Origin of the sequence: Nonomuraea glycinis (assembly GCF_014646515.1) — a bacterium.
Lineage (GTDB): Bacteria > Actinomycetota > Actinomycetes > Streptosporangiales > Streptosporangiaceae > Nonomuraea > Nonomuraea glycinis.
Window position 1 is genome coordinate 797,134 of the sequence record NZ_BMNK01000001.1, and the last position, 15,607, is coordinate 812,740.

General features: G+C 67.6%; 15 protein-coding genes and 1 riboswitch. Of the genes, 13 read left to right on the forward strand and 2 right to left on the reverse strand.

All coding sequences use genetic code 11. The features are described from left to right. Positions 1-59 precede the first annotated feature (59 nt). The 5 genes from IEY87_RS03640 (at position 60) to IEY87_RS03660 (ending at position 4,919) form a co-directional block, all read left to right on the forward strand. Positions 60-986, forward strand: a complete 927-nt coding sequence (locus IEY87_RS03640) for an MBL fold metallo-hydrolase (protein ID WP_189136998.1) — start codon at positions 60-62, stop codon at positions 984-986. Beyond that, positions 983-2,470: a carboxylesterase/lipase family protein gene (locus IEY87_RS03645; RefSeq protein WP_189136999.1), complete on the forward strand. Its 1,488-nt coding sequence runs from the start codon at positions 983-985 to the stop codon at positions 2,468-2,470. Before IEY87_RS03640 ends, IEY87_RS03645 begins: the two co-directional genes overlap by 4 nt. 378 nt (positions 2,471-2,848) lie before the next feature. Further along, positions 2,849-2,986: riboswitch (cyclic di-AMP (ydaO/yuaA leader) on the forward strand. A 3-nt stretch (positions 2,987-2,989) separates the two neighbouring features. After that, the gene (locus IEY87_RS03650) at positions 2,990-3,571 is read left to right on the forward strand and encodes a C40 family peptidase (protein WP_225276780.1); all 582 of its coding nucleotides are present in this window, start codon (positions 2,990-2,992) and stop codon (positions 3,569-3,571) included. A gap of 337 nt (positions 3,572-3,908) precedes the next feature. Next, complete coding sequence (locus IEY87_RS03655) at positions 3,909-4,463, forward strand: EF-hand domain-containing protein (RefSeq protein ID WP_189137000.1); 555 nt, start codon at positions 3,909-3,911, stop codon at positions 4,461-4,463. 9 nt (positions 4,464-4,472) lie between these two features. Next, complete coding sequence (locus IEY87_RS03660) at positions 4,473-4,919, forward strand: cupin domain-containing protein (protein ID WP_189137001.1); 447 nt, start codon at positions 4,473-4,475, stop codon at positions 4,917-4,919. Between the two features lie 37 nt (positions 4,920-4,956). On the opposite strand, the gene IEY87_RS03665 is transcribed toward IEY87_RS03660, so the two are convergent. Continuing rightward, entirely contained in the window at positions 4,957-6,111 is a 1,155-nt protein-coding gene (locus IEY87_RS03665) for a DUF455 family protein (RefSeq protein ID WP_189137002.1), read from the reverse strand. Between the two features lie 358 nt (positions 6,112-6,469). Here IEY87_RS03665 and IEY87_RS03670 point away from each other — a divergent pair, with 358 nt between their 5' ends. After that, positions 6,470-6,742 carry a hypothetical protein gene (locus tag IEY87_RS03670; RefSeq protein ID WP_189137003.1) on the forward strand — a complete coding sequence of 91 codons (273 nt, stop codon included), beginning with the start codon at positions 6,470-6,472 and terminating at the stop codon, positions 6,740-6,742. An 8-nt stretch (positions 6,743-6,750) separates the two neighbouring features. On the opposite strand, the gene IEY87_RS03675 is transcribed toward IEY87_RS03670, so the two are convergent. Then, positions 6,751-7,752 carry a helix-turn-helix transcriptional regulator gene (locus tag IEY87_RS03675; protein ID WP_189137004.1) on the reverse strand — a complete coding sequence of 334 codons (1,002 nt, stop codon included), beginning with the start codon at positions 7,750-7,752 and terminating at the stop codon, positions 6,751-6,753. A gap of 182 nt (positions 7,753-7,934) precedes the next feature. Between IEY87_RS03675 and IEY87_RS03680 the strand changes: the two genes are divergently transcribed. The 7 genes from IEY87_RS03680 to IEY87_RS03705 all read left to right on the forward strand — a co-directional run bounded on the left by IEY87_RS03680 (position 7,935) and on the right by IEY87_RS03705 (position 15,603). Next, the gene (locus tag IEY87_RS03680; RefSeq protein WP_189137005.1) at positions 7,935-9,287 is read left to right on the forward strand and encodes a helix-turn-helix domain-containing protein; all 1,353 of its coding nucleotides are present in this window, start codon (positions 7,935-7,937) and stop codon (positions 9,285-9,287) included. 20 nt (positions 9,288-9,307) lie between these two features. After that, positions 9,308-10,279, forward strand: coding sequence for a threonine ammonia-lyase (locus tag IEY87_RS03685; protein WP_189137006.1), 972 nt, complete (start codon positions 9,308-9,310; stop codon positions 10,277-10,279). Positions 10,280-10,400: 121 nt separating this feature from the next. Continuing rightward, the gene (locus IEY87_RS46560) at positions 10,401-10,529 is read left to right on the forward strand and encodes a hypothetical protein (RefSeq protein ID WP_263651050.1); all 129 of its coding nucleotides are present in this window, start codon (positions 10,401-10,403) and stop codon (positions 10,527-10,529) included. A gap of 174 nt (positions 10,530-10,703) precedes the next feature. Next, positions 10,704-11,945 (forward strand): coproporphyrinogen-III oxidase family protein, encoded by a 1,242-nt coding sequence (locus IEY87_RS03690; RefSeq protein ID WP_189137007.1) that lies wholly within the window; start codon positions 10,704-10,706, stop codon positions 11,943-11,945. Then, a complete protein-coding gene (locus tag IEY87_RS03695) occupies positions 11,938-12,738 on the forward strand; it encodes a class I SAM-dependent methyltransferase (RefSeq protein WP_189137008.1) in 801 nt (266 codons plus the stop codon). Before IEY87_RS03690 ends, IEY87_RS03695 begins: the two co-directional genes overlap by 8 nt. 1 nt (position 12,739) lies before the next feature. Continuing rightward, positions 12,740-14,089: a radical SAM protein gene (locus IEY87_RS03700; RefSeq protein WP_189137009.1), complete on the forward strand. Its 1,350-nt coding sequence runs from the start codon at positions 12,740-12,742 to the stop codon at positions 14,087-14,089. Next, the gene (locus IEY87_RS03705; protein WP_189137010.1) at positions 14,086-15,603 is read left to right on the forward strand and encodes an amino acid--tRNA ligase-related protein; all 1,518 of its coding nucleotides are present in this window, start codon (positions 14,086-14,088) and stop codon (positions 15,601-15,603) included. The genes IEY87_RS03700 and IEY87_RS03705 overlap by 4 nt, the downstream gene beginning before the upstream one ends. Positions 15,604-15,607 lie beyond the last annotated feature (4 nt).

Below are 15,607 nucleotides of genomic sequence, written 5' to 3' on the forward strand. Positions count from 1 at the left end.
GATGGACGGGCGGCGGATCTCACCGCACTCATCACCACTCGTCTGATCGAGGAATACTCATGCCTACCAACCAGATCACCTTGGGTGACGTCACGATCACGCGTATCTGGGAATACTTCGGGCCCGTCGAGATGACGCCCGAGACGTTCTTCCCGGAAAGCTCGCCACATACGTGGGAGAAGCACTCCTCCTGGCTGGAGCCGCACTTCGTGGCCCCCGAGACGCGGATCGTCAACTCCGCGATCCAGACCTGGCTGCTCCGCAGCGAAGGCAGGAACATCCTCGTCGACACCGGCGTCGGCAACCACAAGGAGCGGCCCTACGCGCCGGTCTGGGGTCACCTTGAGACCGACTTCCTCGACAACCTGGCCCGCGCCGGCGTGCAGCCCGAGGACGTGGACATCGTGATCAACACCCACCTCCACATCGACCACGTCGGCTGGAACACCTACCTGGACGGCCGCACCTGGGTGCCGACCTTCCCCAATGCCACGTACGTGATCCCCAAGGCCGACTTCGACTTCTGGAACCCGGTCAACGAGCACCCGACGGTGTTCGGGCGGGGCAACCAGAACGTGTTCGAGGACAGCGTCGTCCCCGTCCACGAGGCGGGCCTGACCCTGCTGTGGGAGGACACGTACACGATCGACGCCAACCTGCGCCTGGACCTCGCGCCCGGGCACACCCCGGGGTCCTCCGCGCTCACCCTCCGATCGGGCACCGACCTCGCGGTGTTCGTCGGCGACATGCTGCACAACCCGGTGCAGCTCATCGAGCCGGACACCAACAGCTGCTTCTGTGAGGACCCCGCGGCCGCCCGCGCCTCCCGTGGCAAGGTCCTCGGCTGGGCCGCCGACAACAACGCCCTGGTCATCCCGGCACACCTGGGCGGGCACGGCGCCGCCGAGGTGGTCCGCGAAGGGAGCGGGTTCGCCATCAAGAACTGGGCTCCGTTCGCCGCGTACTCCGAGAAGGCCGCCCGATGAACCACCACGCGGGGGACGTCGTCGTCACAGCGCAAGGTGCCGTGCGCGGCCTGAGGCGCGACGGGACGACCGCGTTCCTGAACATCCCTTACGCCGCTCCGCCGACCGGCGCCGCCCGCTTCGCCGCGCCACGCCCGCACGCCCCTTGGCACGGTGTACGGGCCGCCACCGAGCCGGGGCCGACCGCGCCGCAGGCCGAACGCCGGCTCGGCAGCGTGGACATGACCCCGTACTTCGGGCCGGGCTGGATCCCCGGCGAAGACTTCCTGACCGTCAACGTGTGGACGCCGGACGTCTCCGGGGAACGGCTGCCCGTGATGGTGTTCGTGCACGGTGGCGGGTTCGTGGCGGGCTCCACCCGGTCGGAGATCTACGACGGCTCCGCCTTCGCCCGCGACGGGGTCGTGCTCGTGACACTCAACTACCGGCTGGGCGTCGCGGGCTTCCTCGACCTGCCCGGCGCGCCCGCCAACCGCGGCCTGCTCGACGTGATCGCCGCCCTGCGGTGGGTACGGGAGAACATCGCCGCGTTCGGCGGCGACCCGGCCCGCGTCACGTTGTCCGGCCAGTCCGCGGGCGCCACGATCGTGGGCGGCGTGCTGGCCGCGCCCGAGGCCGAAGGGCTGTTCCGGCGCGCGATCGTACAGAGCGGCAGCGGCCTGGGCGCCTTCACGCCTGAGCAGGCCGCCCGCGTGACCCGCGCCACAGCCCATGCACTCGGGGTCGAGCCGCATGCCGACGCCTTCGCGGGCATTCCCGACCGGCGGCTGGTCGAGGTCACATCCGAACTGTCGGGCATCGACCTACGGACCGAGACCCATGGTGACCCGCTCATCGGGCTCAGCCCGTTCAGCGTCGTGCTCGACCGGCAGCCGGCCGAGGCCGTCGCCGCGGGCCGAGGCGCGGGCGTGGACCTGCTGGTGGGCACCAACACGGAGGAGGGCAACCTCTACCTGGCACCGTTCGGGAGCCTGTCCACCTCGACGACGGCGGACGTGGACGCCGCCGCGGCTCGCTCACACCCGCGGCCCGCCCGCCTCGTCGAGATCTACCGCAAAGCCAGGCCGCAGGCGTCCGAAGGGGAGCTGCGCTCGGCCATCATGGGTGACGCCCTGTTCGGCGTGGGCAGCCGGCGCCTGGCCGACGCACATGCGGGGAGGGGCGCCGCCACCTACCGCTACTCGTTCGCGTGGCGCTCGACCGCGCTGGGCGGCGAGCTGGGCGCCACCCACACGGTGGAGCTGCCGTTCGTCTTCGACATCACCGGCCTGCCCCGGCTGCGCGGTGCACAGGCCCTGCTCGGTCCGGACGAGCCGCCGTCGGACCTGACCGCCCGGATGCACGCGGCCTGGGTGTCCTTCGCCACGACCGGCGATCCCGGCTGGGATCGCTACGACACCGCGCGCCGGGCCACCATGCGCATCGACGGCGAGTGGAGCGTGGTGAACGACCCGCACGGCGAGGAACTCCAGGCGTGGCCCTGACGGGCCGGATGGCCTGCGATCTCCCGGGTCAGTCGGGGCGAGATGTCTCAGTGCAGATCACCCCCACTCAGCCCAGCGCACGATCCAGGCCTGGGCGATGACACCGCACAGACGCGCCTCCGTCTGCTCCGGAGTCTCGACGCTGACGCTGACCATGGGCGCTCCTGGATCTTCCTGGCGATGATCGCTCTCAACGCTGTGGTCAGATCGTCTATTTCGGTCGATCGCCCTCATCGTCCCCGATGCCCTGCCGCGCCGTGACCTCCTTGCCCGGCAGGGGAGCGGCACCTATCGGCTCGTCGCGTCCGGCGACCGCGCTGTCACCCCCCATGGGCCGCGATGTTTTAGATGGTTTACAACTCTTTGACCGTTTTGTTAGTGTTCGTCCCGCCTAATCCACTCATGTTGCGTGGAGCCGGGGACCCAACTTCTTCCCGGGGCGAATCGGCATCGCCGTAGGGCCACTTCCAGGCCCGAGCCCGTCAGCTAACCCGGTAGGCCGCATGGAAGGACACAGCAGTGGCTCGCATCGCCATCTGCCTGGCGTCGGCTATCGCCGGGCTCACTCTGGCCGCTCCGGCCCACGCCTCTCCCGACCCGACCCCCGTTTCCGGTCACGAGATCGAGCACCTCGCTCAGAAGAGCAAGCCCGCTCCCGCCTGGAAGGTCGCCCTCCGCTTCGCCATGAAGAAGCGCGGCATCCCGTACGTCTGGGGCGGGACCAGCGACAGCGGCTACGACTGCTCCGGGCTCATGCTCAAGGCGTACAAGCGCGCCGGGATCACGTTGCCGCGCACCGCGGCGGAACAGTACAGCGCGTTCTCCCGGAAGATCTCCTGGGACGACCTCCAGCGAGGTGACCTGGTCTTCTTCCACGGCCTCGGGCATGTGGGGATGATCTCGAGGCCCGGATACATGGTGCACTCACCGCACACCGGAGACGTGGTCAAGGAGGAACGGCTCTCCGGCTGGCGCCGGGAGTCGTTCGTAGGCGCCGTAAGGCCGGACCCCAAGGGCGTGCGGCTGTCCATCGAGCAGCGCACGACCCCCGAGCCCCCGACGCTCACCACCACCCCGCGACCACGGCAGGCCCTGCCTTAAGCGGATCTGCGCGGGCCGACTCACCATGACTACGGGCTACTCGCTGATGACGACGGCACGATCGAACGTTGGCGCTGCTCGGCCCGGCGTCCACCACGGCGGGAGCGGTGCCGGCGGTGGGGCAACCGGCCGGCGCGGCCGCCCGGATCGGGGCCGGACGATGGTCGGACCGCTCATCCGGCAAGGGACGGCCGCTGCACCGCCTCGCTCAGATAGGCGAATCGGTCAGGAATCCACGGCACCGCTATCGATTACGGAGTGCGATTGACCGTCGCTTTGCGTGATGTTAGTTTGCTTGTGCCGCTGAGACGCCGCTTCTCCCCTGGCCGGAGGTGCCATGGCTTTCGCCGTACCTGACATCCTCACCCGGAAGTTCGACAAGCGATTCGCTCTGTTCGACGCCGATGGTGACGGCGTGTTGACCAAGGACGACTTCGAGGCCGCCGCCGGGCGCTTCCTGGTGGCGTTCGGGGTCCCCGCCGACTCCGCCAAGGGCCGGGACGTGCTGGCTGCGTACGCGAGCATGTGGAATGCCCTGATCCACAGCGCAGACAATGACAGCGACGGCCGGTTGACCCGCGCCGAGTTCGTGGCATTCCTCGCCGGCGACGAGTTCCGCACGAACGGTTATGCCGTGACGGCCGGCCGCATCGCCGAGTCCATCCTCGCCGTCTGTGACACCGACGGCGACGGCCGGATCTCCTACGAGGAGTTCGCCACCATCCCCGGCATCTCCGCGCTGCCCGATGATGAGCGCCGTGAGGTGTTCGGCCGGCTCGATATCAACGCCAGCGGCCATCTTGACGTCGGCGAGATCCACGCCGCGCAGCGCGACTTCTACAGCAGCACCGATCCGGACGCGCCCGGCAACCTGATCTTCGGCCGGCTCTGAGGAGACATCGTGGACCACTCCGCGCAGCCTGACGGCCATTGCCGCGTCATCCGCTCCGCCGTGATGTACGAGGGCAAACAACGCCTCCAATTCTTCGCCGGTATCGCCGCCGAGACCGTGGGCGCCCGCAACATCTGCATGCACCTGCAGACCATCCCGCCCGCCGGAAGTGGCCGGGCCCATAAACATGACCGCCACGAGACGGCCATCTACGTCATCAAGGGCGCCGTGGGCACCTGGTACGGCGAGGACCTGCAGCACTATCTCGAAGCCCGCCAGGGCGAGTTCATCTACATCCCGGCCAGCACCCCGCACATGCCGATCAACCTCAGCGACCGCGAGCCGGCCGAGGTCGTGCTGGCCCGCACCGACCCGCGCGAGCAGGAGAGCACGGTGCTCCTGCCCGACCTCGAACACCAGCGGCTTACCCAAACTCCACCGGATCCGGCGGACTAGCGCCTCTGCGGAGTTCGGATCGGAAGTGGATCCAGGCTCAGGCGTCGGGGCGTAGCTCCGCCAGTTCGGCTTCGGTGAAGCCGGCCAAGATGCGATCTTCGACGTTGAGTGGCATCGGGCTGGCGGTGGGCCAGTTCGCGGTGGCCAGGAGCCGGCGGGTCTCCGCATCGAGGGCGGCGACGGCTTCGTCGCTGCCGAGCAGTTCGCGCAGCCAGCGGTTGCCGTTGCCGACGTGGGTGACCTCGTCGGCGTTGATGTAGTCGAAGAGCAGGGCGGTGCGTTCGTCGCCCATCTTCTTGAGGGCTCGGTAGATCACCATGCCGCCGTCCAGGCCGATGCCTTCGCCCATGCGCTGTTCGATGTTGATGCGTTCGGGCAGCGTACGGCCGAGGGTGAACTTGTCCCACACGTCAAATTTGATGGGATGGTCGCCGATCTGACCGCCGAGCTCGGAAATGCGGTTGGCTATCAGCTCAAAATGACGCCCTTCGTCGCGAACCTGTTTGGCCATGTCGTACCGCAGACCCCAGGGGGCCTCCGGATGATGGGCGATGAGGGCCGCGCAGATCTCGGCTGCGCAGATCTCAATACCGAAGATCATGTCGTGCAGGTGCCGGACGAGGCCGGAGGCCCGGGAAGTGCCTTCGGTAAGTCCGGCCTCCCTGCCGGGCCGACGGGGGATCGACTCCAACGCGGACAGCGGCGGAGGGATCTGCTCGTCCCGGTCCAGGCACTCGATGCCGCGCGCGAGTTCTCCCCTGCCACCGGATGCGGCGCCGCCGGTCGGCAGGGTGAGCTTGTCCAACTGCTCCGCCACGCTCTTCAGGCACGACACCGAAGCCTCGTCCGCCAATTGGTCGTGCCGGGCCTGCCGGAGGCAGACGACGTCGCGCAGCTCGGGAAACGCCTGCGACACCAGGAGGTCGTACTGCTCCGTCGGATCGCTGATCCGGATCAAGCCGTTGGTGAATTCGGCGTATCCGGCGACAGGCGTCATCGCCTCGGCAGAGGAGCGAAGGCCGGGCAGTCGCCGGCCGATGTGGTCGGCCGCCTGCGCGAGGCTCCACACATCACGGGAGAGGGCCACCTTGGTCTGAGAGTCGGCGATCCTTACCAGCACGCCGGCCGAGATCTCCAGCAGGCGGACGCAGGCGTACCGGAGAATCTGCATGGACCGGCGGCTCTCCGCCACATCGGGGGGAGTTTTCTCCGTCATTCAGAGCATCCTTTTGCCGGGGGGCGCAATACGAGCCGCATCATCCGCGCCGGACACGTTCACCGGTCGTCCCAGCCGAACCCGTCCGTAACCGTGAGGGTCTTTGTTCTCTGCGTTTCCTGGCTCATTCATCGAGTATTACCAGAGCTCGCCCCAGGATCAGCGGGCTGTGACTGGCAATTGTTCACCTGGCAGCAATCGTCCATTCCTCGTCAGGCTGGTCAGTCAATGACAGGAGTCGCCTGTGGCAGGAAGTAGCCACTGTCGGAGGCGGCGGGAAAGATGCTCTATTCGAGGTGTGACGCGGTTACCCGCCGGCTCTGAGAACCTGACCATGTACTGCGTTCTCATCGTGGTGGACACGCCCGGCCGGCGAGTGTCTGGAGCCCGTTTGCGTGCCGCCCTCACCGACTCGGCAGCCGGTAACGACCGCACGGAGCACATCTTCATGGACGTGCGGGACGGCCTGCTCGCCCTGGTCCTGTATCTCCGCGCGGCGGACCTGGACGTGGCCCGTCTCAAGGCTGAGCAACTGTGCCGTCGTGCGATGGCCGTCGCCACGCCGCCGGACGCCCTCTGGATGATCCGGTCGACGACAGTCCTCTGACAGGTGAGCTACCCCAGGTCGTCCGGGTCGATCCAGCCCAGGGCGACAGCTCGTGCGCCGACCTGGAATCTGCTCTTCGCCTCGAGTCTTTCCTGCAGCGCGGACACGGTGCGCCTGACCGTGCGGACCGACACGCCGAGCCGCCTGGAGACCATCTCGTCCGTATGGCCCAGGCCGAGCAGTCTCAGTACCTGCTTCTCCTGTGCGGTCTGCCCATCGCCGTCCCGGCGCCGCCGTGCGCCGAACGGCACCGCGCTCTTCCACGCGAAGCTGAACAGCGCGACCAGTCCCGTGAGCAAGCCGGGGCAGGTGACCTCCACCGCGGCGGCGCTGGTTTTCTCCATGTCGACGGGCACCACCGCGATCCGCCGGTCCACGATGAGCATCCGCATGGGGAGCACGGAGGTCGTGCGGACCTCGCTCCCCAGGTCGCAGAGCCACTGGGCGTAGGAGCAGGTCGCCGGGTCGTTACGGACGCTGTCCAGATAGATGGTGCGCAGGCGGACCCCACGGTCGATCGCGTCTCTGTCCAGGGGCCTGCTGGCCGCCATGCTCGCCTCCGACTGGGCGCCGCCGTACACGAAGGAAGCGGCCTCCCAGGTGCAGGTCTCGGCCAGTTCGCGGAGCCTTGCTCTGATGGTGTCGATTCCCTCGATCCAGTCGACCCCGGTCGCGGACGTGTGCACGCGGCTCCCCGCGTACACGTCCAGCAGCGCCGTGAGCGAGGCCCTGCTCTCCTCTAGCTCCTGTTGCCGCTTGGCGAGCTCAGCCTGCTGCCGGGCCAGTAAGGCCGCGAGCCCGGTCCTGGGGTTGACGGGCACGAAGACTTCGGGAGCGGACCCGGAGATGCGCAGTAAGGACATGCGTGCCAGGTCGTCCAGGGCCTGACGGATCTGGTGCTCCTCCATGCCGAGGTTCTGCATCAGGTCCTCGACCCCGGCCTGGGGATGCTCGAGCATCGCGAGGTACACCGATTCGGCCACATCGTTGAATCCCAGCGCCTCGAACATGACCCCTCCCTGCGCGTCGGCGTGTTCGGAGCAGAGCCGTTTCGTCCTGTCTAGCGGACGACGGTATGAGGTCAGTACAACGTCAGTACAACGCCGGTATACGTCCGGCAACAGTGCGGGTGGCCGCTTCATGCCACAGGCAGCAACTGACCACTTACGCGGGCGAACTCGAGCTAACGACGATGGAGGCCTCCGGCAACACCACTGATGTTTGCCACGGGAGGGTTTCCGTGCCTTCTTCTGCGCCATTCGACAACATATTTGCCGAGCCTGTGCTGCGGCCTCTGGAGCTCGGTGACCTCTTGAGAGAGCATCGGGAGCAACGTGGACTGAGCCAGCAGCATCTGGCGGATCTCTCCACAGTAAGCGTTCGCACCGTTCGCAATATCGAATCCGGGTGCATCAGAAAGCCGCGGCGGCAGACCCTCAGCCTGCTCGCCGACACGCTCAAGCTGGACAGAATCTCGTGCGCCCTGCTGAACGACGCCGCCGAACGATCCGAACCCGCCGACGGCGGCCTCGATCTCCACCCTCCGCACCCCTTCAGTTCGTTCGTCGGCCGGCTCGGTGACAGAGACGCCATCACCCGTACGCTGACCGCCGGAGACAGCCGTCTCGCGGTGATCAGCGGCCTCGGTGGCGTGGGGAAGAGCCGGCTGGCCATGGAGGTGGCGCTGCGTCTGCGTGAACAGAACGGCTGGCCCGTCCTCTGGGTCCCTCTGGGGGAGAGTGGGGACGGTGGGCTCCCCCAGGCGCCCGCCGCAGACCTCGCCGTGGACGCGATCCGCGGTGATGCCGGATCGAGCGCCAGACTGGCACGACTGATCGGCGGCAACGACGCGCTGATCGTTCTGGACGGGATGCCCGGAGGCTCCTCCGTCGAGGGCTTCGCCTTCGCCCTTCTCCGTGCCTGTCCCCGGCTGCGGGTGCTGGCCACGACGACCGCTCCGTGGCGGGCGAGAGGAGCGATGTCGCTCCGGCTGGCACCACTCGCCGTCCCATCGAGAGACCTCTGGAATGCTCCCGCACAGGTCACGGAGACGGAGTCCGTCCGGCTGTTCTTCGACCGCATGCACCAGGGGCGATCCGGCTCGGGCCTCCCCGATGCGGACCCGGTGGCCGTGGCCGAGTTGTGCCGGCGCCTGGACGGCATCCCGCTCGCCCTGGAACTCGCGGCCGCCCGCTGCGCGGAGCTCAGCGTGGAAGTGCTGCTCCACAACCTGATCACGACCGCGGGTGGCACGTCGGACCAGACGTTGCCTGGCGAGTTCGGTCCCGTCTGGGAAGTGATCGCGATCAGCTGCGATTTCCTGGCGGGCCCCCAGCGCGAACACGCACGCCTGCTGGCGCGGAGCGCTGAGCGGTGGTCCATCGAGAACGTCGCGGTCGAGTTGGAGCTCTCCATCTCCGCGGCCATCGACCTGGTCGACGCGATGGCCGCGGTCGGCCTTGTACGCGTGGAGAACCGCGGCACGTCGCCGGAGATCGTCCTGCTGAACCTGGTGCGTCGCGTCCTGCTGGCCTCCGTACCATGATCGGAGATGGCAAGAGTCTCATGGAACCGCCCCTGACCGCCGCCGACGTCGTGGTCCTCGACGATGTCCTCGAAGCGGCTGAACGGCTGGAACCGCACCTTCCCCGTACCCCGTTGCACCGGCTGCGGACGGCCGGGAACCGTCCGGTCTGGCTCAAGGCGGAACACGGGCAGCCGACGGGCTCCTTCAAGATCCGCGGAGCCCTCTTCGCGATGTTGAAGCTCCACGACGCGAGGGCGCTGCCGGGAGTGGTCGCGACGTCATCGGGCAATCACGGACGTGCGGTCGCCCATTCCGCCGCGATCCTGAAGGTCGCGGCGATCGTCGTGGTCCCGCACAGCGCGCCGCAGGTGAAGATCGACGCGCTCAGAGCGCTCGGCGCCGAAGTCGTCGTCACCGACCCCGGCTCCCTGGACGCCGTCGCCGTGGACATCCGTGATCGGCACGGTCTCGCACTGATCGGCTGCGACCTGCCCGATGTCATCGCGGGGCAGGGCACTGTGGGCCTGGAACTGGCGGCGCAGTGCCGGGAACTGAGCACCGTCTACCTGCCTACGGGCACGGGAAGTCTGCTGGCCGGTACGGCGGTCGCCCTCAAGGGGCTGGGGGGGACGACCAGGGTCATCGGCGTCGAACCGGAGCTGGCGGCGGACGCCTGCGAGAGTTTCCGGCGGGGGGAGTTGACCGCCTGGCCTGTCGCCGACACCTACAGAACCGTCGCGGACGGGTTGCGGGTGCCGAGCCTGGGGCCCTACGCGTGGCCATTGGTGCGCAGGCTCGCCGATGCCATGGAGACCGTCTCGGAGACGGAGATCACCCGGGCGGCGCGGCTGCTCGCCGAGTCCGAGGGCATCGTCGCGGAGCCCAGCGGGGCCGTCGCCTGCGCGGCGATGCTCCGGGGGCGTGGCAGGGACCGCGGACCGGTTGCGGCCGTGATGTCAGGCGGCAACGTCAGCCCCGCCTGGCATCGGTCCCTGCTCGATTCGCGATAGCGCCGGGAACGCCGCATCTTGCCGACGTAATTGCCGGTTGTCAGCTCAAATGGATTCTATGCTCGAAACAGCAGGAAGAAACGAAGGAGGTGTCAAAATGTTGAAGTCAAAGGTTATTACCATGTCCGCCCCCGAGGGTAATCCGTGCTCCCGGTCCGGGCACGTGTTTGAATCCGACTTCGCCGATTTCGGGGATTTCGAGCAGGAGCTGATCAGCGCCATCGCTGACGGCCGGCAGGAAAACGACTAGTCGCATAGTCGTCGATGCAGCAAGGGGCGGCGCTCCCTGGCCAGCAGCTCGGTGAGCGCCGCCTGACCCGCGTGTGACGATTCTCAAGGATCTGCGCCAATGGCCGACGACCCAAGCACGAGCAGGGGATCGAGCAAGACTTCCCTGCCCTTTCCTGTCAGATTCCAGCCGAAAATGCCGAGCACTGAACAGCAGGTCGACCAGGTGCGCAAGGTTCGCCTCGGATCCGACCCGCTGGCGCTTTACGTCCATGTGCCGTTCTGTGTGACGCGATGCTATTTCTGCGATTTCGTGACCGTCGTCGGGAAGAGCGTGACTCCTGAATTGATCGACCGGTACGCCAGAGCGCTGAACACGGAGCTGGATCTCTACGCCGAGGACAGCGCCTTCGGCGCCGCCCCGTTCGAGACCGCCCAACTCGGTGGCGGGACACCCACCATGTTGAGCCCGCACCAACTGGAGGATGTGCTGGCTCGGATGCGGCATTACCTCAGGGGCAACCCGGATGCGGAGATACTGGTCGAGGGATTCCCCACGTCCGTGACCCCGGACAAGTTGGAGGTCCTCAGGGCCGCCGGCAACATCAAGTTCAACATGGGCGTGCAGACCTTCAACGACGAGGTGCTGGAGGCCGTCGGACGCCGGCACGAGCGTGAAGACGCGATGCGCGCCATCACCCAGTCGAAAGAAGCCGGTCTGCCTTCTGTCGGCATCGACCTGATCTACGGCCTGCCCGGCGGCGGAACCGATGTGATCGCGGCGGACGTACGGACGGCCCTCGACTTCGAGGTCGACCACATCGCGTTGTACCCGCTGTGGGTCTATCCGCAGACGCGCCTCAACTCGCTCATCGAGACCGGCAGGCGATCCGGCACGGAGTTCCTGGAGCGGCAGGAGCAACTCCTGGTCGCGGACTCGATGCTGCGCGCCGCCGGGTACGAGAGATACACGAGCTTCCACTACAGCCGCGGTCCCGAGCATCACCACCAGTACGGGCTGTGGCAGATGAGGGGACGGGACTGGCTGGGAGTGGGCCAGGCGGCCGCGAGCCAGCTGAACGACGTGGTCTACGAGAACGATCGCAACATCAACAGGTATATGGCACTGGCCGACACGGGCGCCGAGACCGCCGTGACGGCCGATCACCTGGACCATCGGGCGCGGATGGTCCGGCACTTCTCCTACGGCATTCGCGAACGGCGGTATTCACTCCACGCGTTCGAGGCCCGGTTCGGCTCATCGCCGCACGACGTCTTCGGACCCGAGATCGAGTGGATGGTCGCCGAGAAACTGGTCGACGCGACCGCAGATCATCTGGAGCTCACCTTGCAGGGAGTTCTGCGGCTGGGCGACATCGAAGAGGCTCTGGCGCCCGCCGATCACTCTGTGGCGGAAGCGGGGACGTGCTGTGGCTGACCACCCAGGGAACTGGTACGGGGACGAACTGGCCGCCCTCTACGACCACTCCCCGCTGCTGGCCGACGGGGCGGGCAATCCGGCGATCGGCCACCTTCGTTCGCTCGCGGCCAAGTACGGCGGCCCGGTGCTCCAGATCGGGGTGGCGACCGGCCAGTTCGCCCTCCCGCTCGCCAGGGACGGTCACGAAGTCGTCGGGATCGATGTCTCCGAAAGCATGCTCGGTGCCGTACGCCGTCGGATGGAGGCAGAGCCCGCCGACGTGCGACGGCGGCTGTCGCTGGAAACGGGCGATATGCGCGACCTCGACCTCGGCCGGCGCTTCCCGCTCATCGCGATGCCGGGGAACGTGTTCCTCTACAACCTGACGCAACGCGACCAACTGGCGACGCTGGCGACCATGCGCCGCCACCTCACCGATGACGGGGTCGTGGTCATCGACATCTTCACGCCGGATCTCCGCCTCCTCGCCGATGGATCGGCCGCCGTCCGGTCCCACCGATTCCAGACCCCCGACGGCGCGGAGTACCTGGCGGAGCAGACCGTGCAGGTGGAGCGGCTCACCCAGCGGGAGAAACTCCGCATGACGCACCGGCGGATAGAACCCGACGGGGTGCTCGGCCCCGCCTTGTTCACGGAACTGACCATGCGTTACGTGCATCCGGCGGAAATGCTGCTGCTGCTCAAGGTCGCCGAGTTGCGGCTGTGTGAACTGGTGGGCGACTACGCCACCGGACAACGGAAGTCAGCGTATGACGGCCCGCAAGTGGTCGTGGCAAGGCGAGGTGAATGACTTGACCATCTACAAGCAGTCGAAATATGGGCACGTGCTGAGCAGCGAGGCGGGTGTCACGTTCTTCAACAGCCTGACGCTCGAGGTGCTCGAGGGTGATCAGGACGACGCGGAAGTGTGGCGTTCGTTCGAGCGGCCACGCCCGATCGAAGACGCGTCAGCGGCGACGGAGCAGGTGCTCGTGGGCTCTGGCCTGCTGGTTCCCGTGGACCGTGTCGAAGAGCGCCGCCTGCTCGACAAGCTCACCGACATTCGCCTGACGCAGCGGAAGACCCGCGACGGCAAGTTCGGCTTTCTCCGCATGTCCCTGACGGAGAAGTGCAACCTGAAGTGCGACTACTGCTTCGTCGAAGAGGTCATCTACAAAGACCTGCCCAAGCAGCCGGCGCCGGCCGAGCGCTTTCTCGAGCATGTCGAATGGCTCATCCAGCAGAACCCGGGCGGGTGGCCGACCGTGCAGTACTTCGGCGGGGAGCCGATGCTGAGGTGGGATCTGATCCAGGACACCACCCGAGCGCTCGAAGAGGCCGTGGCGGCCGGGCGCATCGCGGGATTCACCCACGAGATGACCACGAACGGCACGTTGATGACCAGTCAACGCGCCCAGTGGCTGGTCGAGCACGATGCCAGCCTCACCATCAGCCTGGACGGCTGGAAGGAGATCAACGACCGCCATCGCGTGTTCCACAACGGCCGCGGTAGCTACGACCTGGTGATCAAGGCGGTGAAGGAGATACGGGCCGCCGGCGGTGAGCCACGCTTTCTCATCACACTGCTGCCCGAGACCGTGGAAATCCTGCCGAAGATCGTCCGCTTCGTGGTCGACGAGCTCGGCGCGAAGAGCGTGGCGGTGAACGCTCCACAGCCGACGGCGGACGGCTGGGAAGTGGACGGCCTGTTGCTCTCTCGCTCCGTGCAGGAGTCATGGCTGTTCTGCAACAGCCGCGGGGTGGAGTTCCACTCGCTGGGCGCGTTCCTGGTGGAGCTCATCAACAAGCGCAGGCCGCAGCCCGACCGCTGTTTCGACGGCAACCCGACAGGCACCGAAGCGCACTGGGGCGGATACGTCGCAGCGGACGGGTCGCTGTCGTTCTGCATCGTGTGGCACCAGGACGAACGGGTCACCACCCCGAGCGTGCACCAGATCTCCAAGAAGCGCGTGACCGACTGGCACTACGACACCACAACCGCGGACGACTGCGACGGCTGCATCGCCGGCATGGTGTGCGGCGGGCCCTGCACGCTGGAGCGGCTCTTCAACGGCGGCGGTCTCAACCCCGACCGCTGCAAGTTCTTCAAGACCATGGTGCCCTTCGTACTCACCCAGTCGTCGATCGGCCCGCGGCCATGACTCTCCGCACCATGGCCGCCGAGGCGGCGGCGATGCCGCCAGGCAGCAAGATCCGTGTGTGCGGCTGGGTGACCGATCGAACCGCGGACGCCGTGCGGGTGGCCGACTCGACCGGGTCCATAGCCGTCGTGCCCTGCGCCGAGCTCGACGGCGTCCGGACCGGCGACGCCGTCGAGGTGCGGGCGACCAGGTCGGCCACCGGGTTCGTCGGAGCGTCGGCACGCGTCTGGCCCGCGACGGCCGCCCTGCCGGAGGACGTGACCGGGAGCGATTCGCCGTACTCCTACCTCAGATTCAGGAGCGGAGAGGCGGTCGACCTGCTCAGAGCCGCCGATCGGGCGGTCACGGTCGCCAGGAGCCATCTGGCGGGGCACTACTTCGTCGAGGCGAACACGCCGCAGCTCTGGCGGTCGACCAGGGAGTACGGCGAGCCCGAACTGCGGGTGACCGACCCCGCGGACCGGGAGTCGGGGAGTTGGCTGCAGCAGTCGCCGACCGTACCGGCGATGTTGTGCGCGATCGGCGGCATAGACCGCGCCTTCCAGTTCAGCCGGTGCTTCCGCACGGAACCGAGCGCGTCGCCGCTCAAGGCGTACGAATTCACCCAGCTCAACCTCGCGGTCACGTTCACCTCCGTGGAGGAGCAGTTTCGCCTCCTGGAAGGCCTGTTCGAGACGGTGAGCAGCGCCCTGGGTCGCCCTTCCTGGGGAAAGGCGCCGTTTCCGGTCATCGACCACGATGCCTGCATACGCAGGTTCGGCTCGGACACCCCCGACTACCGCTACGCCGCCTTCCCCACGCCCGTGCTGGACGGGGGGCCTCTCGGCCGCCCTGGCCAGCGCATCCGGGCGCTCATCGTCCCCGAGTGCGGCGCGGACATCGCCCAGGCACTGCGGAGCATGGCCGAACGGCATCTGGGCGCGGAAGCGGTCTTCCAGCACGACTTCGACGGGTCGGGCACGCTCGGCGCCATGATCCCCGACCTGGTCCCGTCCGGGCCGGTGGCGCTGGTGGGTTGCGCGGACGGGGCGCGCGCCGAGGCGTTCGTACGCATGCTCGCGCAGGCCCTCTACCCGCTCGTCACGAACGAGCGGCCACCCGCGTTCGGCCCGGTGTGGATCCGGCGCCAGCCGTTCCTGTCCGACGAGAAGCAGGAGGAGCACGCGCACCACAGCAGATGCCTCTTCGGGCGACGATTGGGCCCCGAGGGAGAACTCTCCGATTCGTACGACTTGGTGGTCAACGGGGTCGAGTTGCTGAGCGGCAGCCAGAACGAGGTGGATCACGGTCAGGCGCTGAAGAACTTCTCCGACGCGGGAGTGGCGGATCCGGAGGAGACCTACGGGTACTACCTCGATGCTCTCCGGTTCGGCGCGCCGCCCCTGCACAACACCTCGATCGGGTGGGAACGGCTGATGGCCCTGCTGCTCGGCGTCCCCATGCGAGATGTGATGATCATGCCGAAGACGGGATCGGGGCAGTGCGCGGTCACCGGGCTGCCGGTCAAGGGCTGAGGGC